Source organism: Oceanobacillus saliphilus, from assembly GCF_023522835.1.
GTDB classification, from domain to species: domain Bacteria; phylum Bacillota; class Bacilli; order Bacillales; family Amphibacillaceae; genus Oceanobacillus; species Oceanobacillus saliphilus.
Map to the genome: position 1 here is coordinate 1 of NZ_JALCZU010000007.1, position 21,660 is coordinate 21,660.

General features: G+C 39.7%; 22 protein-coding genes and 1 other annotated feature. Of the genes, 6 read left to right on the top strand and 16 right to left on the bottom strand.

Features of this window, described 5'->3' with window-relative positions:
- From MN204_RS12170 to MN204_RS12195, 6 genes are all read right to left on the bottom strand, one after another.
- Positions 1–113, bottom strand: a 113-nt coding sequence (locus MN204_RS12170; RefSeq protein ID WP_249871578.1) for a biotin/lipoyl-containing protein, incomplete at its 3' end; no start/stop codon positions are given.
- 77 nt (positions 114–190) lie between these two features.
- Positions 191–3,028: a 2-oxoglutarate dehydrogenase E1 component gene (locus tag MN204_RS12175; protein WP_249871360.1), complete on the bottom strand. Its 2,838-nt coding sequence runs from the start codon at positions 3,026–3,028 to the stop codon at positions 191–193.
- A gap of 35 nt (positions 3,029–3,063) precedes the next feature.
- Positions 3,064–4,518 carry a DASS family sodium-coupled anion symporter gene (locus MN204_RS12180; RefSeq protein WP_249871361.1) on the bottom strand — a complete coding sequence of 485 codons (1,455 nt, stop codon included), beginning with the start codon at positions 4,516–4,518 and terminating at the stop codon, positions 3,064–3,066.
- A 428-nt stretch (positions 4,519–4,946) separates the two neighbouring features.
- Positions 4,947–5,378 carry a spore coat protein gene (locus tag MN204_RS12185; RefSeq protein ID WP_249871362.1) on the bottom strand — a complete coding sequence of 144 codons (432 nt, stop codon included), beginning with the start codon at positions 5,376–5,378 and terminating at the stop codon, positions 4,947–4,949.
- Positions 5,379–5,409: 31 nt separating this feature from the next.
- The gene (locus tag MN204_RS12190) at positions 5,410–5,952 is read right to left on the bottom strand and encodes a spore coat protein (RefSeq protein ID WP_249871363.1); all 543 of its coding nucleotides are present in this window, start codon (positions 5,950–5,952) and stop codon (positions 5,410–5,412) included.
- A 121-nt stretch (positions 5,953–6,073) separates the two neighbouring features.
- Entirely contained in the window at positions 6,074–6,280 is a 207-nt protein-coding gene (locus MN204_RS12195) for a spore coat protein (protein WP_249871364.1), read from the bottom strand.
- Between the two features lie 481 nt (positions 6,281–6,761).
- Between MN204_RS12195 and trhO the strand changes: the two genes are divergently transcribed.
- Together trhO and MN204_RS12205 are read left to right on the top strand one after the other, a co-directional pair.
- Positions 6,762–7,733, top strand: a complete 972-nt coding sequence (gene trhO / locus MN204_RS12200) for an oxygen-dependent tRNA uridine(34) hydroxylase TrhO (RefSeq protein WP_249871365.1) — start codon at positions 6,762–6,764, stop codon at positions 7,731–7,733.
- Positions 7,734–7,864: 131 nt separating this feature from the next.
- Complete coding sequence (locus tag MN204_RS12205; RefSeq protein WP_249871366.1) at positions 7,865–8,305, top strand: general stress protein; 441 nt, start codon at positions 7,865–7,867, stop codon at positions 8,303–8,305.
- Between the two features lie 68 nt (positions 8,306–8,373).
- On the opposite strand, the gene MN204_RS12210 is transcribed toward MN204_RS12205, so the two are convergent.
- The gene (locus MN204_RS12210; protein WP_249871367.1) at positions 8,374–9,078 is read right to left on the bottom strand and encodes a GNAT family N-acetyltransferase; all 705 of its coding nucleotides are present in this window, start codon (positions 9,076–9,078) and stop codon (positions 8,374–8,376) included.
- Between the two features lie 188 nt (positions 9,079–9,266).
- Here MN204_RS12210 and MN204_RS12215 point away from each other — a divergent pair, with 188 nt between their 5' ends.
- Complete coding sequence (locus tag MN204_RS12215) at positions 9,267–9,746, top strand: glutathione peroxidase (RefSeq protein WP_249871368.1); 480 nt, start codon at positions 9,267–9,269, stop codon at positions 9,744–9,746.
- 365 nt (positions 9,747–10,111) lie between these two features.
- Here the strand turns inward: MN204_RS12215 and proS are convergent, their stop codons facing one another.
- The 8 genes from proS to MN204_RS12255 all read right to left on the bottom strand — a co-directional run bounded on the left by proS (position 10,112) and on the right by MN204_RS12255 (position 18,801).
- Positions 10,112–11,551 (bottom strand): proline--tRNA ligase, encoded by a 1,440-nt coding sequence (gene proS, locus MN204_RS12220; RefSeq protein ID WP_249871369.1) that lies wholly within the window; start codon positions 11,549–11,551, stop codon positions 10,112–10,114.
- Positions 11,552–11,609: 58 nt separating this feature from the next.
- Positions 11,610–11,834, bottom strand: a binding site (T-box leader).
- A gap of 41 nt (positions 11,835–11,875) precedes the next feature.
- Positions 11,876–12,412 carry a GNAT family N-acetyltransferase gene (locus MN204_RS12225; protein WP_249871370.1) on the bottom strand — a complete coding sequence of 179 codons (537 nt, stop codon included), beginning with the start codon at positions 12,410–12,412 and terminating at the stop codon, positions 11,876–11,878.
- Positions 12,413–12,501: 89 nt separating this feature from the next.
- On the bottom strand, positions 12,502–13,341 hold the full coding sequence (gene thiD, locus MN204_RS12230) for a bifunctional hydroxymethylpyrimidine kinase/phosphomethylpyrimidine kinase (RefSeq protein ID WP_249871371.1): 840 nt from the start codon (positions 13,339–13,341) through the stop codon (positions 12,502–12,504).
- A gap of 26 nt (positions 13,342–13,367) precedes the next feature.
- Positions 13,368–13,853 (bottom strand): DUF456 domain-containing protein, encoded by a 486-nt coding sequence (locus MN204_RS12235; RefSeq protein ID WP_249871372.1) that lies wholly within the window; start codon positions 13,851–13,853, stop codon positions 13,368–13,370.
- Between the two features lie 94 nt (positions 13,854–13,947).
- A complete protein-coding gene (locus tag MN204_RS12240; protein WP_249871373.1) occupies positions 13,948–15,402 on the bottom strand; it encodes an ABC transporter ATP-binding protein in 1,455 nt (484 codons plus the stop codon).
- 15 nt (positions 15,403–15,417) lie between these two features.
- On the bottom strand, positions 15,418–16,254 hold the full coding sequence (locus MN204_RS12245; RefSeq protein ID WP_249871374.1) for an ABC transporter permease: 837 nt from the start codon (positions 16,252–16,254) through the stop codon (positions 15,418–15,420).
- Positions 16,254–17,243, bottom strand: coding sequence for an ABC transporter permease (locus tag MN204_RS12250; RefSeq protein ID WP_249871375.1), 990 nt, complete (start codon positions 17,241–17,243; stop codon positions 16,254–16,256). The genes MN204_RS12245 and MN204_RS12250 overlap by 1 nt, the downstream gene beginning before the upstream one ends.
- A 19-nt stretch (positions 17,244–17,262) precedes the next feature.
- Positions 17,263–18,801 (bottom strand): ABC transporter substrate-binding protein, encoded by a 1,539-nt coding sequence (locus MN204_RS12255; RefSeq protein WP_249871579.1) that lies wholly within the window; start codon positions 18,799–18,801, stop codon positions 17,263–17,265.
- A gap of 226 nt (positions 18,802–19,027) precedes the next feature.
- On the opposite strand from MN204_RS12255, the gene MN204_RS12260 reads away from it, so the two are divergent.
- From MN204_RS12260 to MN204_RS12270, 3 genes are all read left to right on the top strand, one after another.
- Positions 19,028–19,594 (top strand): M15 family metallopeptidase, encoded by a 567-nt coding sequence (locus MN204_RS12260; RefSeq protein ID WP_249871376.1) that lies wholly within the window; start codon positions 19,028–19,030, stop codon positions 19,592–19,594.
- A 94-nt stretch (positions 19,595–19,688) separates the two neighbouring features.
- Complete coding sequence (locus MN204_RS12265; protein ID WP_249871377.1) at positions 19,689–20,666, top strand: ring-cleaving dioxygenase; 978 nt, start codon at positions 19,689–19,691, stop codon at positions 20,664–20,666.
- 511 nt (positions 20,667–21,177) lie between these two features.
- Complete coding sequence (locus MN204_RS12270) at positions 21,178–21,390, top strand: hypothetical protein (protein ID WP_249871378.1); 213 nt, start codon at positions 21,178–21,180, stop codon at positions 21,388–21,390.
- A gap of 89 nt (positions 21,391–21,479) precedes the next feature.
- Here the strand turns inward: MN204_RS12270 and ytzI are convergent, their stop codons facing one another.
- Positions 21,480–21,647, bottom strand: a complete 168-nt coding sequence (gene ytzI / locus MN204_RS12275; protein ID WP_249871379.1) for a YtzI protein — start codon at positions 21,645–21,647, stop codon at positions 21,480–21,482.
- Between the last annotated feature and the right edge of the window lie 13 nt (positions 21,648–21,660).

Here is a 21,660-nt window from a genome sequence, read left to right on the forward strand (position 1 = left end):
AATTCAACAATTGGATCCCCTTTTTCCACTTTGTCGCCTTTTTGGACAAGCCACTCGGCGATGGTACCTTCTGTAATGGATTCTGCTAGTTCTGGAATTATAATCTCTGCCATTTCTCTACACTTCCCTTTGCAAAATTTATTTTCTCTATGAAATTATTCCTACTTGGAAGAGGCCAATTAAGGCCTCGCTATCCCTTGTTTATTTTCTTTTTGGAACTTTGCGTAATGGCATTTTTGATAATACGCTCCTGTTCGTGCTTGTGAACTCCCGGATCCCCTTCTGATGGACTGGACATGGCAGGGCGACCATTGTATGTCACTTTCATATTGTCAGGTGCAACTCGTTGCAATCGCGGTCCAATATAGGTCCATGCTCCCATATTTTCCGGCTCCTCTTGTGACCATACAATTTCCTTTAGATTTTTATATTTGGATAGTACATAACTGATTTCTTCTTCCGGGAATGGATATAGCTCTTCCACCCTAACGATATCAAGCCAATCGAATGACTCTGCCTCAGAAACTCTATCTGAAAGCTCCACAGCTAATCTTCCTGTCGTAAATACGATTCGTTCGATTTTTTCAGGTTTTTTAGCAAGTCCAGGCTGTTCAATGATTGGATCGAAACGACCATTCGTCAATTCTTCTACAAAGACTCCAGCAGAAGCATTACGAAGCAGACTCTTCGGTGACATAATAACAAGCGGTCTCACTTCATCGCTTCTTAAAATAGCTGCCTGTCTTCTTAAGATATGAAAGTAGTTTGCTGATGTCGATAAGTTTGCAACTGTCCAGTTATTCTCAGCAGCCATTTGCAAGAATCTCTCCAGACGGGCACTGGAATGCTCCGGTCCCTGGCCTTCATACCCATGCGGTAACAACATTACCAATCCAGATTTTTGCCCCCATTTTTCTCTACCTGAAGCGATAAACTGATCAAAGATGACCTGTGCTCCATTTGCGAAATCACCGAACTGCGCTTCCCAAAATACTAACGTTTCAGGTGAAAAGACATTATATCCATATTCGAATCCGAGTACTGCTTCTTCAGATAAAGTACTGTTATGAATATCGAATGATGCATTCGAAGTACTCATTTCATGTAATGGTGAGAATTTCTCACCTGTTTCAGAATCGGATAATACAAGGTTACGATGTGAGAAAGTTCCCCGCTCCGTATCTTGTCCCGTAATTCGGATTGGTGTTCCATCTTTTAATATGGAAGCAAAAGCTAATACTTCAGCATGTCCCCAATCAATTTTTTTGTGTTTTTCAAATACTTCCAAGCGACGATTCAATATTTTCTTTAGCTTCCCAAATACATGAAAACCATCCGGCCATTTTAATAACTCTGTATTCATTTGCTGTAATGTTTCTTTATCTACGGAAGTATCGACCTTAGGCAAATCTTTTCCAATAGGTGCATTTCTTTCTACTAGTGATAGACCTTCGTCTTTTTCCTCGGAAAGATTGTCATAGGCTTTTTGTATGTTAGAAAGGGTTTCTGTTTCCATTTCTTTCATCCGTGTTTCGTCCATCGATTTCTCACTTAACAGCTGTTCTTTATAAACAGCCGTAATTGTTGGATGTTTGTCTACAAGCCTATAGGTTAATGGATTGGTCGATCTTGGCTCATCCATTTCATTGTGGCCCATCCTTCTATAGCCAATTATGTCCACAAGAACATCTTTATGGAATGCTTGACGATACTCAAAAGCAAGCTTGATTGCTTGCATACATGCTTCTGGTCGGTCGGCGTTCACATGGATAACAGGAATCCCGTAGCCTTTAACAATGTCACTTGGATAGTGGGTTGATCTGTCATCTTCGCTCTCTGTTGTAAAACCAATTCGGTTATTGGCAATTAGATGAATGGTGCCGCCAGTATTATATGCCTTTGTTCTGGCATAGTTCAGCATTTCTGTAACGACGCCCTGACCTGTAAAAGCAGCATCCCCATGTATCATTAGTGGAACCGCTTTCTTTTTATCTTGTACAGAATATCCTTTTTGCGTACGATTATCCTGTGCTGCCCTTGCATATCCTTCTGCAACTGTACCTGCAATTTCAAGATGACTCGGGTTATTTGCCAATGTAACGGTTATCTCTTTATCCCCAAATTGTTTTTTCTTGACTGCACCTAAATGGTACTTCACATCTCCGGTACTTCCAGTAGTTAAAACCAAACTTGGGTCATTGTTTTTCCATTTGCTGTGTTGAAATTGGGAGAACATCGCTTCATAAGGTTTTTCCAATACATGTGTGAGGACATTCAACCGTCCTCTATGAGCCATCGAAATAACTAGATCCTTCACGTTATCCTCTGCTGCCATCATGATAAGTTTATTGATGACCGGAACCATCGATTCCAATCCTTCAACTGAAAAACGCTTCTGTCCTACATACATCTTTTGTAAAAACTGTTCAAAACCTTCTGCTTCATACAAACTCCTTAAAAGGTCTTCCTTATCAACCATCGAGAGCTTTTCTTTAGGAAGCTCTCTCTCAATTCTTTGCAGTAACCATCTCTTTTCTTCTGCTCCCATATGCTCTACTTCATATGCAATAGGCCCTGTATAGATTTTCTGCAAATAATTGACTGCATCCCAGCCATTTTTTAGTTCGTCGCTATTTTCAGGACATAGAAAGTCTGCAGGAATTTCCTTTAAGTCTTCTTCAGATAAGTTATACGCTTTCAAATTAAGTTTCTCGAAAGACGCTTTTTTTTCCAGTGGATAAAGATTTGCTTCCAAATGTCCGTATTTACGGATATTTCCTGCCAATTCCAAGGATGCAACAAGCTTCTTCATTTTGTTGATCAGTAACCCGGGTGATAGTGGTGACTCAGTTGGTACAGTATCGGTTTGATCCAAAGCTGGCGGTCCATCCCATTGGTCAAATAAATCACGAAAACTTTTATCTACTTCTGCTGAATTTTCAAGATATAAATCGTATTGTTCAAAAACGTATCCGAGGTTGGGACCATTGATGGCCCCCCACGGATGATTTGCCTGATTAACAGCCATAATTTATTCGCTCCTTTTCCATTATGTTTTTGAATCTACAATAAGCCAACCCACTGCCAATAAGTAGCACTGAATAGTATAATTAGAAGATAACCAATTATTGTAATTGGAATACCTGATTTGAGAAATTGTTTCGCAGTAAATGTACCTGTCCCGTATGCGAGCATATTTTGTGGGGCACTAATTGGCAGTAAAAATCCAAAACTGATAACAAACTGCATGATCAATACTAGCCCAGGACCATTAAATGATGTTGGTTCCATTCCAACTACTAATGCGATGACGATTGGAATAAACGCAGAAGCCAAACTTGTTGCACTCGCGAATCCTAAATGGATCAATATGTTAAATAGTGCTAACAACGCAACCATTGCAACTAACGGCATTGTATTAATCCCCATTGCTTCAAATGTGTTGGTAGACAACCAGCTTGCACCTTCCGTAGCCAGTAATACTTGACCTAAAGAGATACCTGTAGCAAAGACAATTAACGTACCCCACGGAACTTTAGGTTGGACTTCTTTCCAAGTAAAAATACCAATTTTAGGTGTAAGCATGATAGCGACAGCAATTATTGTAACCGTAGTGGAATCAAATGGATGTAGAATGCCTTCTGTTGCCCAAAAGAGTAATAACATTCCAGCTATGATAATCAACCGTAGTTCTTTTCCACTCATTTTTCCTAATGCTTTCAATTGTGTTTTTATCGTATCTCCACCTGATGTATCCGGTAAATCTGGTTTGATTAGTCTGGTCACTACAAAGTAAAGAACAACTGACATGATAACTGACCATGGGGCCGCATATAAAAACCATTGTCCCCAGGCAATGTCATAACCCCATTGCGTTTCCATAAAACCCAATGCAACCATATTTTGTGCTGCTGCTGTTTTAATACCAATATTCCATATGGAAATGGATTGAACAGCTGTAATCATTAATAATGAAGCTAATTTGCTTTCTTTTGCAAGTCCAAAAGCCGCAACCATCCCTAGTAGAATCGGGACAAGTGTACCGGCACGAGCTGTTGCACTCGGCACAAATAATGCCAGGACAAAACTTACAAGTATCGTCCCAATCACAAGACTACCTGGTTTTGTACCCACTTTTGACATAATATACAAAGCGATTCGTTTATGTAGTCCTGTTATCTCCATCGCTGCAGCTAATACCAATGCACCTGCAACTAGTAAAACTGCTGTGGAACTGAAGCCACCAATCGCCATTCCTAAGGCATCCTTCGTACCATACGTTACAGATGGATCTTCAATTGTTGGAGACAAACCAACAATTAATGCAACTAAACTGACTATCATCACAGCACTTACGGGATAACTGACAGCCTCTGTTACCCATAAGATTACAGCGAAAGCTAATATTGCCAGACCAACCTGACCGACATATGGCAGTGTATCTGGATTAGGTATTAACAGAATAATGATTAGTACTGCAAATGCTGCTATTAGGGCTATTAAGTCTTTCTTTTTCATAGGAATAACCTCCCCTTTTCTTATATCCCTATTATAATGCAGTTCACAGTAATGAAAGCGTTTACCATAATTACATAACACTTACATTAGTTACATAATTCACAATCTGTTCACACCCCTTAGCAACCTAATTTCTCTCCAATCTTTCTTGTGATTTATGTATTATTAATGGTCCTCTCTAATCCTCTCCTTGTTTTTGCCCTTGTTAAAGAAGAAATGGAGGGTGAAGATGCTATCTTCTCCCTCTATCTATCAGCTGATTTAATTTCTATTAATTGTTTATAGACCGTGTCGAACAGAGTTATTCATTTAGCAGCTCTCTTTTTCTAAGATGTTCAGGTAACTTATCTCTTTTTCCCTATTTCAGGGAACATGTTTACTTCGTTTTTGTTATTCCATTTAAACATAGTCCTCATTTTAGCTGGTTATTAAATATCCAACGCAGCAACGATTGCGCCAAGAAGTTGAGCTAGCAATTGAATATTGATCGCTATATCCGTATCAACTGTAGTTACCTCAACATGCTTTGATTTTTCAATAATTGTTTTTTGGCGATTTCTTTGTTTGGTTTTAGTGACCTGGTTGAAGTCCTGCATGATATGCTTGGCTTTATCAGGATCTGCAACAGTAATGCTTATAACTACAGCCAATGCAGCTTGAAATCCAAGCTGTATTGAGGCAGCTACTTGCGTATCAGTGGTGCTTACATCAACACCTTCAGAATCTTTGATAATTATCCATTCCTCTGACACTTGTTTAATGATATCAATCTGATCTCCATCCTGCACAGCCGCTGCATCTGTATCCCTTCTGACATCATCACAGTGATCTAGAGCGCGCCATTCTTTTAGCTTTGTCATTATATACACCTCTTTTCACTTTAACTTATATTTAGAAAATATCGACAAGGACTATCAATGCTAGTAGAATCTGCAGTAATGCTTGAATATTGACTGCCAAGTCTGTGTCTTTTGTTCTTACAGTTGCATCTTTTGTATTGCAGATGAAAATTTTCTGCTTATTAGTTTGTTTCAGCTCAAATTGCTGAAAAAGTTCCTGTGATATGGCATCACTCTTATCTGCACTCCCAACTGTAATTCTTAAGACCAATGCAATTGCCAATTGTAAACCAGCCTGGAGGGAAACCCCTGCTTGTGTATCGGTAGTATGAACTTTGATATTACAGGATTCTTTCACCCAAATTAGTTCGGCTGACTCCTGAGCCATAAATGAGAATTGGTCCGCATCTTGTGAAATGGTTGCATCAGAATTGCTGAAATTAACATCGAACTGCGGGCTGACACTGAAGCTATTTCGGCAACTTCCATCGCAGTCACTTTCGCAACTGCATTTTTTTCTGTGAGTTGTACGATCAGTGAAAAAAGTCTTACTTTTTTTATCAGAAATAACTCTCGTACTTCTATAAGTCGTCATATTGACACTCCTTTCTTGTGGCTATAGGATAATTTATGGTTTTTCCAACTACAAGATTGCACAGATACACTAGTATTCGTTAAAATAGAAAAAACACCTAGTTTCAGGTGTTTTCCTATTTTTATTCACTTGTTTCAATCTTATTTTTATTATTGAATTGATCAACCTGTTTCTTTAGGTCTTCTACCATCTCTTTCAACATTTTTTTCTGCTCATCCGATAAGTTCTTTTTGAGCTCCTCAGGTTTAACTCCATTTTTCTTGAATATACTATCAACCACTACCTCTACCACTTTTTCAGGTATTTGCGGTTTTGAATGATCACTCATAATCACTTCACCTTCTTCCTTCAGACTATAATTTATACTATGGTTAGTCATAATGAAGTGACTATGCTGTTGTCTATTTATAATTCACACCTTATTTTTACCGACCTGTAAATCCAACAAAATAAACTATTTTTAGAAAATTTTATTGTCACGAAGCCTTTCGGTTACAGCCTTCATCGCAATTATGCAGATCGGAATGGTTTATGCTTTTGTATGAAAATAGGCATTTATAAACAGTAAACAAATTAATATGGATAACCATTCTAGGGTAATGAGATATGTCTCTCGCCGCCATGTGGGTTTTTCCAAACTTTGAAGAAATCTTTTCTCCTTCTAAATCCCAAAAGACAAAAATAACCACTAAGTTCACTTTGTATTTAGATCCATTCACTGGTATAATATCTTTTGCAAGATGTTTAAAAATCAAATATCGACACCGACATTTGTATCTTGCAAATATAAATGAACAGGTGGTAATAAAATGGAGAGCACTACGAAATACCAAGTTTTATTGTATTATAACTATGTGCATATTGAAGATCCAGAGAGCTTCGCTGCTGAACACCTTGCGTTCTGTAAGGACCTTGAGTTAAAGGGTCGGATTTTAGTAGCCGAAGAAGGAATCAATGGAACTGTTTCAGGAACCGTTGAACAAACGAAGAAATACATGGATGCAATGCATCGTGATCCACTCTTTGCAAATATGGTATTTAAAGTAGATGCCCACGATGGCCATGCATTCAAGAAAATGCATGTACGACCCCGCGAGGAATTGGTTACACTTCGATTGGAAGATGATATCAATCCCCATGAAATTACAGGCAAATATCTGGATCCTAAAGACTTCTATAAAGCAATGCAGGATGAGAACACCGTTGTACTCGATGCCCGTAATGATTACGAATATGATTTGGGACATTTCCGTGGCGCTGTTCGCCCCGATATCAAAACGTTCCGTGATCTGCCTGAATGGGTACGCGAGAATAAAGATATGTTAGAAGGTAAAAAAGTCCTCACTTACTGCACTGGTGGTATTCGCTGTGAAAAATTCTCGGGTTGGCTTGTAAAAGAAGGTTTTGAAGATGTTGGTCAGTTACATGGTGGAATTGTTACCTATGGAAAAGATCCAGAAGTTCAGGGCGATTTATGGGATGGACAATTATATGTATTCGATGAGCGCATAGCAGTACCAGTTAATCAAAAAGAACATGTTGTAGTAGGCGTTGATTATTTCGATGGTCAACTATGTGAAAGATATGTAAACTGTGCAAATCCTGAATGCAATAAACAAATTTTATGTTCTGAAGAAAATGAGCATAAATATTTGCGTGGCTGCACACACAAATGTCGTGTGAGCCCTCGCAATATGTATGTGAAAGCACACAACCTTACTGCTGAAGAAGTCGAAGAAAGACTGGCAGTTTTGGGAGAGAGCATGAAACAGGAAGCTTAATATAATGAAGAAAAAACGGCCATCTTCTGTGGTCGTTTTTCTTTTGCAATTTTTGAAGATGTTTCAAAAACGATTGGCCGGGAATACATTTTACATAAGTCAAATTCAGCATCTTAAGGAGGTAAATGTATATGGCTAAACACATTATTGGAGCATACAACTCAGAAGAAGAAGCTATACAGGCAATAGGTGAGTTTAAACTTGCGGGCTATGAAACAACGAACCTTACAATCCTTACCGACCGCAAAAGCAATATAAAGAAAGATGAACTGGAAAGTTTTACAGATGTTACGATTAAAAAAGGACCTTACGCAACAGAAGATGCCTCTTTCTGGGATAAGATTAAAAAAGTATTTAAAGATGAAGGTACTTTAGATGTGACACCTTATGAACAATTAGTGAAATACGGAGTAGACAAGGAAGAAGCTGAAAAATATACAGGCACTGGTAAGCCATTCAAGCTATTTTTACTTGCAGATGAGCTCATCGGTACTTCTAGTTCTAATAGCGCCTTTCATCATAATCCGGAACTATCAACCAATCTTGACGACGATTATAAAAAAACGTTATAGATTGATAAAAACTAAAAAGATTGCCTCATATGGCAATCTTTTTTCATGTATGGAATATAGTTAGCAAATTAAATCCGGTTTCTACTTTCAAATCGTATAAACCATTCATTCCCCCTTTTTTCCATTGCTATTCCTCGGTATCCTTCGTTCAATAGCATTTTTTGTTGCTTCATATCACTCATGTTAATATATTCGGTAGGGCTGGTAGAAGAAGATGTACTTTCTTTGGTCAGCTCCTTCACAAATAAATAACGGAGCTTCCCACCGAACTTCTCCTTTAATTCAGCAATCTCCATACCAAGAGCGAACTTATCTTTTAAACTTGCTATATTAAACGGAGCGACTGTTGCTAGCATATATTTATATTTTTTTCTGTCTAAATTACGTAGAAGTATTTTTCCCATGTATGTCTGTAAGCCATTACCGCGAAAATCCGGGTCAACATTTGATATTTCAGAATAGATAATGGAAGAAAATTCTTCTACACGTAAGCCAATATCCGCTCCCAATCCCTCATCATCGTTCTCCGGAGCAAGCATCGCCCGAAAAGCGATCATCTTCTCCCCTACGAACACACCAATCATTAAATCGTTGTTATTTAATATCTTTGTATACTCTTCGACAGTAAGCGGCTGTAAGAAATCCGGTTCAGCCAAAGCTAGTACAACCTTTTTTTGCAAGCTCATCACTTCATCTATATCATGCAAGTTCAGGGATCGAACGGAAAATTCTTGACCATCATTTAGTTTTCCTGTTGTTATAAAAGCACTCATCAAACTATCCTTTCTGAATATAAGGTCCATTTTCTTCTATATGATTTCTCAATTCGAAGGCGACAGGACCTTTCTTTATTATAATCAATACTTCATTATGCGATTTTCAACACGATTATAGGTACTCTATTTTTTGACTTAGAAATCCTCTGATTGCTATACTTTTCCATAAGAAGGAGGAGTTCCATATGAGTGTTTTTGATTATACCGCAATAACGATTGAGGGTGAAGAAAAATCCCTTACAGCGTATGAGGGAAAAGTAATGCTCATCGTTAATACTGCAAGTGAGTGCGGATTTACTCCACAACTAAAGGGATTACAAAAGCTATATGATCACTATCATGAGCAAGGTCTAGAAATACTAGGATTTCCAAGCAATCAATTTGGTAATCAGGAGCCGGGCACAGATTCAGAAATAGCAAGCATTTGCCAACGAAACTATGGAGTTACTTTTCCTATGTTCAGTAAGGTTGATGTAAATGGTGAAAATGCACATCCTTTGTTCAAACACCTTACTGCCGAAAAAAAAGGCTTCCTCGGCGGCCAGATCAAATGGAACTTCACAAAATTTCTAGTAGACAAAGATGGTAATGTCGTGGACAGATTCGCTCCTCAGAAAAAACCGGAAAGCCTTGAGAAAGATATAGAGAAATTACTGAACGTGTAATAAATCCCCCTCCATTGATTTTTGGAGGGGGATTTATTTTCCCCTACAGCAGATAATAATAGATTTTCTCGTAGGTTTTGTTGTTATTCCGTTTCGCAGTAGATATAAAGTGCGATGTAACTTCAATGTTAAATATAAAGCACTTTTAATGGGAAATAGATTCTCCAGCAACTCAGCCCGTATACACTGCGCTTTTGAGTGTATTCCCCAGAATGTTTGCCGAAGTAACTTATTTCCATAACCAGCGCTACAGATCTAACATAAATAGCAGTTACTTCAGAGTTTACAGATTTTGAGTTAAAAACAACATTTTTTCGGTAGGACGATTAACCATAGTCCAATCTTTAATAAAACAGCCATTTTAATTAATATGCTTTTGCCCAGTAAACCATTTCTTTTGCTTCTTTGCCACAGCATACACATGTATCTGCAACGGACTCCTGTTCAAATGGTATACAGCGGGATGTTGCTGTAGTATCTTCTTTAATTTTTTCTTCACAAGCTAGATTGCCACACCACATCGCTTTAATGAATCCGCCTTTTTGTTCAAGAGTTTGTTTAAACTCTTCCATATTCGTTGCGATGGAGGTCATTTCATTACGATGTTCCAATGCTTTCGCATATAGGTTGGATTGAATTTCATCCAACAATACTGGTAAGCGTGCTTCAAGCTCGCTCAATGGTACGAATTCTTTTTCGCCTGTATCACGTCGCACAAGTACAACCTGTTCTTTTTCAATGTCTTTAGGCCCCATTTCAATACGGACAGGGATCCCTTTCATTTCATATTCATTGAATTTCCAACCAGGCATTTTGTCACTTCCATCAATGTCAACCCGTACTAAATCCTTTAATTGATCACGCAACGCATATGCTTTATCCAATACACCTTCTTTATGTTGTGCGATTGGAACGATCATTGCCTGTGTTGGCGCAATACGTGGTGGTACTACTAAACCGCGGTTGTCTCCATGTACCATGATTAACGCACCCATAATACGCGTGGAAAGACCCCATGATGTTTGATGAACAAACTGGCTCTCACCAAACTCATCCAAATATGTGATATCAAATGCTTCCGCAAAACCGGAACCGAAATGATGGGAAGTACCTGATTGCAATGCCTTTCCATCATGCATTAAGCTTTCGATTGTTAACGTGTATTTTGCACCTGCAAACTTTTCCTTTTCTGTTTTGCGACCTTTCAGCACTGGAATTGCCAGATAGTCTTCTACAAGAGAAGCATATACGCCAAGCATTCTGTCCGTCTCTTCAGCTGCATCTTGATCAGTCGCATGCGCTGTATGACCTTCCTGCCAGTGGAACTCAGAGGAACGGAGGAACGGACGTGTTGTCTTTTCCCATCGGACAACATTTGCCCATTGGTTGTAAAGCTTAGGCAAGTCACGATAGGAGTGAATATTTTTTGAATAATAGTCACAGAAAAGTACTTCTGATGTAGGTCGTACAGCTATGCGTTCAACCAGTTCCTCATCACCACCATGTGTCACCCAGGCAACTTCTGGTGCAAAGCCTACGACATGATCTTTTTCCTTTTGCAGAAGGCTTTCAGGAATAAACATTGGAAACGCGACATTGGAGTGACCTGTCTGTTTGATTTTACGGTCCAGTTCATCCTTAATATTTTCCCAGATAGCATAACCGTATGGCTTAATAATCATCGTGCCACGTACCTGTCCATAATCTACGAGCTCTGCTTGTTTGACGACATCTGTATACCATTGTGCAAAATCATCTTCCATGGCAGTGATTTTTTCAACAAATTGCTTATTCTTCTTACCCAAAATGAACACCTCATTTATTATAGTTAAACCGCTTTAGACACAAAAAACCCTCCATCCGAAAAGGGACCGAGGTCTGGTGGTACCACCCTTGTTTGCAGGGGGAAACCCTTGCACACTTAGTTTGATAACGGTTATAGAACCGCGCGCATCTTATGGCAAAAATTGCTGTTCCGATGGCGAACTCAGAAGGCAGGTTCCAATTTATGTCTTTGGAAATTTCCAGCGACCATTTCCTCTCTTTGAAAGACAGACAAATTGTACTAATCCTCTTCAATGTTTCGTATATGTACTTAATATATAGGGATGAATTTATAAAGTCAAGAACTACCTCAGAAAGGCCTTTTCATACAATGAAAACCGATTTTCCCCTTCACCTGCATAGGCTATAAACGTAAAACCAGCCTGACGGTAATAATCATTTAATACTGCATTATTTGCCACACAATCCAAACGGATATACCCATCTTTTAATAGGATATTGTTATCTAACCAGGCAAGTATTTTTTTACCGACTTGTTTATTGCGGGCATTCTCCGCAACTGCCAACCGATGAATATAATAGGCATGATCATTTCGCTTGCCCCACATTTCCATATCCCATTCGTTTTGCTTTGCAGATAAGTTGAAAGTTGCTGCAAGACCATATTTACTTTCAACGACATATGTTTCACCATCAGAGATTGCTCGTTTCATTTCATCGTTTTCGTTACCACTGCGCAAATATTCCCATTGGACGATTCCTTTTTCATTTAGGTGAATTGCAGCATCCCGTAATATTTTTATGACAGCTTCTGTATCTTCCACAGTTGCTTTTCTCACCTTATAATCTTCAAACGTATATTTTTTGAATAACGCAGCCATTTGTCCCCTCCCAAAATTGAAAATACCCGCTCCCAATACATTATTGAACGACCCATGGGCCTATTCCTACCCCGCTTGGTTAGAACGCCCTAACGCATTTTCATCGTTTTTACTTTAATGTTATGTGCTTCACCATATTTCCGTTCAGCGATATGATAGGTCGGTCCAACGATATCTGTATAGGAATAGCCATGCTCAATCGCTGTTGTTACAAAACTTTTGGATAGATGTACAGCTTCTGATACAGGTTTTCCTTTTGCCAAATACGCTGCAATGGCTGCAGAATACGTGCATCCTGCTCCACTTGTGTTAACTGTTTCAATTCTAGGCGCCTCGAATGTGGTGACTGTTTTCCCATCATATAATACATCAATAGCAGGACCGTTTAGTCTTCCACCTTTCACCAATACATATTCCGAACCCAATTGATAGAGATCAACTGCTGCCTGCTGTAAATCTTCCGTAGTCATTAATGGCCTGTCATCTAAAAGGACGGACGCCTCAGGGACATTGGGTGTAATAATTGTGGCAAGCGGAACGAGCTTTTCCTTCAATGCTTGTATTGCATCATCTTCCAACAGCTTTGAATTCATTTTTCCTATCATTACTGGATCAACAACAATTGTTTCAATCGCAGCATTCATGATTAAACCAACGACAGTTTCGATTACTTCCTTCGAAAACAACATTCCAGTTTTCAAGCCATCTACACCTACCTGATTCATCGCTGTGGCAAACTGAGCCTCAATCGCTTCGATAGTTTGGGGATGTACATTTTTATTCGTTTTTGGATGCCGGCCAACGATAGCTGTTACAATGCTCATCCCATATACATCCAATTCCTGAAATGTTTTCAAATCAGCCTGGATTCCAGCACTTCCCCCGGCAGCTGAACCTGCAATCGTCATTACTCGTGATGGATAGTTCATATAATAAGACCCCTTCTATCATGCATTTAAAATACAACCAATAAAAAAAACCAAATAATCATAACTAATTGAATTACTATTTTTGCAAAAGCACCGCCAAGGAAGCCAAATAATGAGCCTAACGATGCTTTGAAAGCATCTCGCATTGTCCTTCTCTGTACCATCTCAATTATAAATACAACGAGGAAAGGAATGTAAATAATTCCGAATGGAGGTGTAATGAATGATCCTACAATGACCGCTATCGCTGCTCCACGTTCTCCCCATTTGCTGCCACCATATTTTTTTACAAAATAGCTGTTCGCAATAATATCGGCTCCAATGAGCAGTACCGTAAATACAATCATAATGATCCAAAAAAGTGTATTCAGTTCCGTTCCATTCAGCACAAACTGATATAGTAAAAACCCTATCCATAATACAAGTACAGATGGAACGATTGGAAAAATAATTCCAACAAAACTTAAAATAAATAGAACAGCAATTATTATCCAGATAATGACATCTAACATAATGTCCTCCTATCATTCCTTTAACATTCTAACCGATTCTCTCCAATTCAGTATATCGCATAGCTGTTTGGAAATGGCATCCATGTTATCCTGTTTATACATTTGTGATTTCATTAAAATTGATAATTCGATTGCTCACTTGCTTCAATAGCTGATAATCATGACTAATTGCAAGTACACCAATACCCCTCTTTGCCGCAAGTCTTAAAATTGTCTTCCAGAGATGTGCCTGTGTGATCGTATCCAGCATGGTTGTCATCTCATCTGCAATAAGATATTTCGTGTTTTCATTTAGGGCACGCGCAACGCAAAATCGCTGCAATTCTCCCCCTGACAACTCACTTGGCCAGCGCGATAACCACTCTTGCCTAATGTTCAATTCTTCCAGTAACCCACTGTCTGACATACCACTTTCAGCCAACACCTTTTTCATCCGCCACCTTGGATTTATCGCTTTTTCAGGATGCTGCCAAATCAACTGGACAGGCTGTATTTTGGAATCTAAATCTGATTTTCCATCGACTGTTACGAGACCCGTTTCCGATTTTAGATACCCTGCGATAATTTGGGCCATTGTTGATTTGCCGGAACCACTATAACCATGCAAACCAACAATCTCTCCCGCAGCCACTGTGAGGTCAAGGTCTTTAAAAAGATGGGATTCTTTTCCATAATGAAAGCTTATTCCTTTTACATCTAGCATTTTCTGAGGTGATACGACAGGCGTCGGTAAAACGTTAGCAACGTTAAAGTCTTTAATAAATTGATTTTGAGGCAACGCATTCCAAAGTTGTTTCGTATAAGAGTGATTTAACCTTTCACCTTTTCCCTTGAAAGCTTCTACGTTCGCTATTTCAACTGTTTTCCCTTCCCGGAACACAACCACCCTGTCTGCAAATTTCAATGCAGTATCGATATCATGGGTAATAAACATAATCCCTTTTCCGTCCAATGCTAATTGTTGAAGGTTGTCCACTGTCTCCTGCAGTACTTTAGGGTCCAATCCTGGTGTCGGTTCATCCGCTATGATTAAGTCCGCACCACTAACCATGGCAGTTGCTGCCATTACCCTTCTTGCCATCCCTCCCGATAATTCGAAGGGGTACTTATTGCCTGTTTCAGCGGGTAATCCAACCTTCTCAAAAATGGTCTGCTGGATTAGCTTCCGATCCCCACTTAGAATAACGGACTGAACTTGTTTTCCAGTCTTCATTAATGGGTTGAGTGCATTTACGGATTGCGGAATCAGAGAAATTTTCTTCCCACGCAATTGCTGTTGCTTTTTAGGAGTAAGGGTTTCCCCTCTATATTTTAATGATCCATCAAGCAAAACATTTTCAGGCAATATCCCTAAAATGGCATTTGCTAGTATACTTTTCCCTGAGCCGCTCGCACCCACTACAGCAACAACTTCTCCTATATGAATGGTCATATTTAGCTGACGTATCACATCGAGTCTGGTCTCACGCAATCCCTTTTCATACCTACGAAAGGATAGGGAAAAATCTTTCACTTCAAGCAATGGTTTTTCAGCTAGTGTAGATTCCATTCAGAAATCCCCTCCTTATCGTTTTTGCCCATGAAACGGATCTAGTAATGTTTGCAGATTTTTTCCTAATAAATCAAACAAGGCTACCATGATTAATAATGAAAGTCCTGGAAAAAATGCCAACCACCATAATCCCGTTGAGAGATACCGCATCGATTCTGATAGGATTACTCCGATTGCGGGCTGTTCCGTCGATAAGCCAAAACCGAGAAATGTGATTGCCGCCTCATGCAGGATTGCATGTGGAAACAATAAAATAAACCCGATAAAGAGCTGGGGTATAAGATGGGGAAAGATATGATGCCTTGCGATCCATAACCTGCTTTTGCCCAATCGATGTGAAATTCCTACATATTCCGCTGATTTAATTTGAAGCATTTCGGCTCTCAACAGACGTGTTAGGCTAGGCCAATGCGTGAGGGCGAGCCCAATTACAACACCATTAAAACCTCCCCCCAGTGCAAAGGAAATCAAAATTAAAAGCACAATATGGGGTACACTCAAGAACAAATCAATCAGCCATGTAACAAACTGATCCATTCGTTTATTCCATGAAGCCAATAGAGCGAGAAATAAGGCAATACCAGTACTGAAAAATGCTGCAAGCAATCCGACTGACATACTAAGTGTAAGTCCCTTTAATGTACGTGCAAGCATATCCCTGCCGAGCCAATCTGTTCCAAAGAGATGTTCCAGCGAAGGTGCACTGTTTTTCATTTCCAAATCGATGGATAGCCTATCTGCATCAATCAATAAACCACTACTAACTATTCCAATCAGAACGATAATTGACAAGATAATACGTGTTATGGTTCGCTGCCTAAGATTTAATCTCGAAATTACTCCCCTCATTATATATCAACCTTTCTAATGCGGGGATCAATCACCTTATATAATAGATCAGCAATAAAGTTCCCTATAAAAACAAAAATCGTACTAAATAATACAATGCCCAATAGTAACGGGACGTCGCCACCTAATCCAGCCTGCACAACTGCTTGTCCAAGACCCGGATAGGAAAATACCTGTTCAGCCAATACCGCTCCACCAAAAAGCTCCCCGAAGGAGGCAAAATGCAATGAAATGGCTGGAAGTGCAATGTTGCGCAGCGCATGATTCCAGACCAAAGTGAACCCATTTTCTCCCTTCGCCTTGGCGAAACGGACATAGTCACTCTCCAGTACTTCAATCAATTTTTGCCTCGTATGCAGTGCAACATTGGCAACACCCGCAATACTTAAGGTCAATGCAGGCAAAGCCAAATGCCTTAACCGTTCTATAAATGAAATATCTTCCGCCAATACTCCCGCAGGTGATCCGAGTCCAACCGGGAACCAGCCAAGCCAGACGGAAAACAGCATGAGTAATAATAACCCGACCCAAAAAGCCGGTGTCGATGCGAGCGTAAAGCAATATCCCTTAATTAATCGGTCAACCCATGTTCCTTCCTTCATTCCCGCAAGAATCCCAAGCAAAAAACCAAAGATGCCGGAGAGTATCCAGGCAAGCCCCATTAATGCTAAAGAAGCGAGAAAGCGCTCTGCAATTGTGTCAGCAACCGGGCTGCGATACAACAAGGATGTCCCCAAGTCACCCTGCAGCACATTTTTTCCCCAGTTTAAATACTGCTGGACAGGGGGGTCATTCAAGCCCCAGTATTCAGCAATTGCCTCGCGTTGCTCCGGTCCGACTCTTGTCATATCTGCACCAATATACGAATGGACAGGGTCAATTGGCGAATAACTTATTAAGGTAAAGGAAAGGATACTAACTGCAATTAATAAAGTTGCCAGTTTTATCGTTTTTTTCAAGATGTAACGTGCAATTTGTGTATAGTGCAATGTTTAACCTCTTTCTCTATTACTCTTCCCAACGCCACTGTTCAATAAAGTCTGTAATTGGCCATCCATGTCCATGTGGCTGAATTTTTTGCTCGCCAATGACGAGGTTTTCATCAATAAAATATAAATGGTTAAGATTAACAAGCCATGCCCACGGTGCATCGCCTTGAGCTGAAAATCCTGTCTCCCCGTCCCACTGTGCTTTTTTCCAATAGCTATTTGCTTCCTCTTCTGAAGTAGCACGGAGAGCTTGATTTAAATAGTCGTCGACAACAGGATTTGAATAATAGTTTGCATTGTAATAGCCAATTCCTCTCGTTTTACTACTGTAAAGATTGTAGATTTCGAGTGGGTCATGACTTCCCCAACCCATCATTACAGGGTGAGAATACATTAAATATTCTATTTCGTTCCAGCTTTTCCCTTCCGTAGTAACTTTAATTCCAAGTGGCTTGATCATCTCGGCGAATGCAATGGATAACGATTGGCGAATTTGGTCACCTGCAGGATAGAGTAGTGTAAATTCTGCTGTTAATCCATCTTTTTCACGGATACCATCTTCCTTTTCCAGCCAACCTGCCTCTTTTAAAATTTGATTAGCAAGTTGTAAATTAGCATCCTCTATTACCGTATCAGGGTTCCACCAAGGTAAATGGTCCGCTGTAGAATAAGCCGGTGTCCCAAAACCTTCCAGCACACCGTCAACGAATGCTTGGCGATCTAAACCTACATTGATTGCCTGCCGGATTGCACTATCTGCTGTTACTTCGTTTCCTATAGGAGCACCTTCTGCTGTCTCATCACCTTCAGATACATAGGGAAACATGATTCCTCTATTATCGACACTTTCCAGTTCAACAAGCTGCATTCCAGCAATTTCCTCCCCGGCAAATGCAGGCGGTACGGAAACAACATCAACAGCACCTGTTTTTGCTGCTGCAAATGCTGCATCTTCAGATAAGAATAAAAAAGTCAGCTTTTTAAAAAATGGCTTTTCACCATAATAATCCGGATTCGCTTCAACAATAATTTGCTGACCCTTATCCCACTGTACGAGTTGAAATGGTCCAGAGCCAACGGGATTTTCGTTATAATTATCATTATAGGCATGCACAGGTACAATCCCCGTTGAAGCCAGCAAATAAATAAAGGTTGATTCGGGTTCCCGCAATGTAAATTTAACTGTATAGTCATCTATACCTTCTACCCTATCTAAATTACTAAGGTCAATGATTGAACCACTTTCTTTAGCAGTTTCAAATGTAAAAACAACATCATCAGCAGTGAGCGCTTCTCCATCAGTAAATGTAACGTCGTCCCGAATCACGATCGTCCATTCGAGACCATCCTCGCTCACTTCATAACTCGTTGCTAAATCATTTTGTATATTAAAATCTTGATCATAAGTTACTAATGTGCTCTGAAAAAGAGGGGATCCATATCGCCCCCAACCTGTTGCAGGGTCAAAACCATCATCAGGTTCTCCTCCGATAGCCAGAATCAATTCATCTTCAGATTTTTCATTCTCAATATCTGCTGTATTCGAACAAGCGGACATTAAAAATATGAGAACTAATAATATTATCCAAATAGCATTTTTTTTCAATCTCAAATTAATACTCCTTCATATAATTTATCTCATTCATTGTAATTTCTTTTATTTTATACCGCAATTATACTGCATGAAAGAATGATTGGTAAACTTGTTCATCGTTTTATCGAATCTGCATCTACATATTTCTGGTATGATAAAGGTATCTATTTGTTAAGGAGTACAGTTTTTCATGAAAGGTTTCAACACACTAATAACATGGATGTTTATTATCCTATTTGTAATTACCCTATTTTTCTTATATAACCAACTAGAAGATGACAGGCATGTATATTTAGGGGAGGATGCCCCTCTACCTTCCGAACTCCACCCTATTGTGGAAGATAGAAAAAACATCCTCATTGAGGAAGCTGCTGCAATAAATATTGATGTTTTCATAACGGAGGGTAACCGCTCCATTGAAAGGCAGAATCAGCTATATGAACAAGGGAGATCCAAGGAGGGGAACATTGTAACGCACGCAAGAGGTGGTGAATCCTATCATAATTACGGTCTGGCAATTGATTATGCATTGAGAAATGAAGCAGGAGAGATTATCTGGGACATTCACTATGATGGTAATCATAATGGACAACCCGATTGGTTTGAAGTTGCTGATATCGCAAAAGATCTGGGGTTTGAATGGGGTGGGGATTGGAGGAACTTTAAAGACTACCCCCACTTGCAAATGACTTTTGATCTTAGTATTCGTCAACTTCAAAAGGGCTTCAGACCTTCTGAAGCGATACCGGAGTCATGATTTCGTTTCCCCAATTTGGACAAGATGCCAAAAGAGGTCTATACTGATTTTATATTTAATTAAAGATATTTTTATATTCTTAGGAGGAAAGTACATGGAGATAAAAGGAATTCATCATGTATCTGCCATCACGGCAAATGCTAAAGATAACCTTCATTTTTATACAGAAATTTTAGGTATGCGTCTTGTAAAGAAAACCGTAAACCAGGATGACACATCTATGTATCACTTATTTTACGCCGATGAAGCTGGAAATCCCGGTACCGATTTAACATTCTTCGAAATCCCCAATGCTGGAACAACGCACCCTGGTGTCGGCAGTATTTCATCTACCTCCTTGCGTGTGCCAAATGATGCTGCTTTGGAATATTGGAAACAACGGTTAACGGAATATCATGTTGATCATGATGGCATAACAGAGCAAGGGGGAAGGAAGGTAATCCACTTTCGTGACCATGAAAAACAACGTTTAAACCTTATATCCGATGAAACGAACATTGGGGTTCCAGGTGGGAAGGTTTGGGAACATAGCACTGTCCCAGCTGATAAAGGCATTATTGGACTTGGTCCCTCCAGATTAACTGTACGTAAGCCTGAACCGACAATCGAAGTATTGACCAAACTATTAACGTTCCAACAAATTGGCAGCTATCCTTCTGACGTGGAAGGACAACCCGACATACTCGTATTTTCAACTGGGGATGGCGGAACAGGTGCAGAGGTTCATCTTGAAGTAAGAAAAGATTTACCTCAGGAAAGACCAGGAAGAGGTAGTGTGCACCATGTAGCATTTCGCGTGGAAGATAAGGAAGAACTTACAAAATGGAAGGATCGTTTGGAATCCATTCAACTGCCAAATTCGGGTATGGTTGAACGCTTTTACTTTAGATCGCTTTACTTCAGGGATCCAAATGGAATCTTATTTGAGCTTGCAACAGATGGACCAGGATTTGCGACAGATGAAGATTTTGAACATCTTGGAGAATCATTGGCATTACCTCCATACTTTGAAAATCAGCGTAAAAAAATTGAAGCAGCTATTGAACCATTGGACACAAAAAGATCGCACTGAACCGTGCGATCTTTTTTTTATGCAATTACCCAGCTTTCACATACTTAAATTTACAAATAAGCCTTGGTAGAATTAGGAGAGTTATAGATACACTGTTTAAGTTCTTCGTAGTTGATATAAAATGCGACGTAACTTCAATGATGTAAAGCACTTATAATGGAAAATAGTTTCACAGGCAACCGCAGCCCGTATACACTTCGCTTTCCACGGGCGGCTGGTGAGCCCTCCTCGCGCTATCGCACTGCGGGGTCTCACCGATGCCTTTCCTCCCGCTGGAGTCTACGTGTATACGGGCTGCTAGTATGGGAGTTGTTTCAAAAAGAGTAAATCTCAGAACGATCAAAGATTTTCAGTTAACTTTGATCGCACCCAGCATTTTTATAACAAGCTTCAAAGATTTTTCGTAATCATTAACTGGACTACTCTATGGGGATGCGCAGGAGTAGTTGTCAGCAAACTTCTAACCAGCTCTGGGGAATACACGGAGACTTCTGCGGGAGGGAAGGCATAGGTGAGACAGCGCAGCGCTTTAGCGCAAGTTGGCTCACCAGCCGCCCGCGAAAAGCGCAGTGTATTCCCCAGAGCGTTTGCCGAAGTAACTTATTTCCATAACCAGCGCTACAGATCTAACATGAATAGCAGTTACTTCGGAGTTCACATAAAATACGAGGCTTATAAAGCAACAAAAATTACGAAAACCAGCCTTGCTATTTTCAAAGCTTAGCAAGGCGATTGATTATTAGTGGCTTTCTAAGTTTAACCCAGTTAAACGGTTGCACCTATTTTTTTTGGTGCGATAGTTGAATCAATTACCTACAATTCCTTTTTCTTTTCGGAATCTCTTTCATCCTCATCATCTGGTAATGGGTCAACCGAATGCTTGTATCCATAGCCTTTAGACAAAGTGACAAGCGAAAGAACCACAACCATTCCAACTACAACTAATGATACGAATCCAACTGTAATATAAGTCCCCATCATGTAAAACCTCACT